The sequence below is a fragment of the Komagataeibacter kakiaceti JCM 25156 genome (assembly GCF_000613305.1).
Window position 1 is genome coordinate 1 of record NZ_BAIO01000784.1, and the last position, 784, is coordinate 784.

Here is a 784-nt window from a genome sequence, read left to right on the forward strand (position 1 = left end):
CATGGGCGGAGGCCGAGGAATCGTGCCCGTGCCACGGCGGGTTGGCGAAGGCATGATCGACGCGGCGTATGCCGGGGCCGGACAGCACCGGATCATCGGGCAGGGCGGGGATGGCGCTGGTGCGCGCGCGCAGGTCATGCCGCCCGTTAAGCAGGAAATTGTGCTGCGCGAGCGCCGTGCTGGCGGGTCATGTTCCACCCCGATTCCGGCAAGTCCGGGCACCCGATTCGCAAGGCACAGCAGCCCGGCCCCGGCGCCACATCCGCCTTCCACCACAGTCTGGCCGGCGCGCGCGGGCACGAAAGCGGCCATGAGAACCGGTTCCAGCCCGGTCCTGTTTCCGGTGCGAAACTGCCGGTAGAGCACCTTTCCACCCAGCAGGGTGCCCGTCGTGACCGGGGGCAGGTCCGTGGGCGCAGGTGGCAATGTCGTGTCTGCCCCGCGTCGTATCTCTGTGTGCTCTGGCTTGACCGTTATTCCAGCGCCGCCCATATACTCGTATCCATGTTCATATTTTCGGAACCGGGAGAGTAACCTTTTGGCCCTAGCAGTTAGTCTGCCGGAATCCGACGAAACGGCAAGTCAGAAAGACGAAGGGGCTCGCCGCCCGATGGCAGATGGATCAGAAGTCGCCCTGCGCGATCTGGCGGAATATCTTGCTGATGACATGGCCGCGTGTAACCGCGCCATTGTCGAGCGGATGGACAGCCCGGTCGCCCTCATTCCACAGCTTGCGGCCCATCTGGTCGCGGCTGGCGGCAAGCGGCTGCGCCCGCTGCTGACG

At 65.7% G+C, this 784-nt stretch carries 2 pseudogenes; one reads left to right on the top strand and one right to left on the bottom strand.

Going from position 1 to position 784, the window contains the following annotated elements:
- A pseudogene (locus JCM25156_RS28290) lies at window positions 1–492 on the bottom strand (methyltransferase); the annotation flags it as partial.
- Window positions 493–610: 118 nt separating this feature from the next.
- On the opposite strand from JCM25156_RS28290, the pseudogene JCM25156_RS31815 reads away from it, so the two are divergent.
- A pseudogene (locus JCM25156_RS31815) lies at window positions 611–784 on the top strand (polyprenyl synthetase family protein); the annotation flags it as partial.